This window comes from Methylococcus sp. S1M, assembly GCF_051295855.1.
Taxonomy (GTDB): Bacteria; Pseudomonadota; Gammaproteobacteria; order Methylococcales; family Methylococcaceae; genus Methylococcus; species Methylococcus capsulatus.
In genome coordinates, this window is record NZ_JBPDXO010000085.1 from 1 (window position 1) to 229 (window position 229).

1 protein-coding gene is annotated in these 229 nt (G+C 67.7%); it reads right to left on the bottom strand.

Features of this window, described 5'->3' with window-relative positions; translation table 11 throughout:
* Positions 1-229: hypothetical protein (locus ACSHWJ_RS16155; RefSeq protein ID WP_435928808.1), on the bottom strand; the 229-nt coding region annotated here is incomplete at both ends.

A 229-nucleotide genomic window follows, 5' to 3' on the forward strand; every position in this document is an offset into this window, starting at 1 on the left:
CGGGGGTCGCCTGGTGGCTGGCCGCGTGGTTGCCGGGCGCGGGCCGGGCGGGGTGAATCGCGGCCCACCGCAGCCAGCGTCCATAAAGCGGTTGCAGCCAGCGGATCAGAGGCGGCGTTTCCGCCGCCTCTTTCGAAAATGTCAGCAGGGCGACGCAAAGCGCAGTCGTGACCGTCAGTGCGGTCGACAGCGAGATCAGGATGGCGATGATGTAGGCGTAGACGAGCGT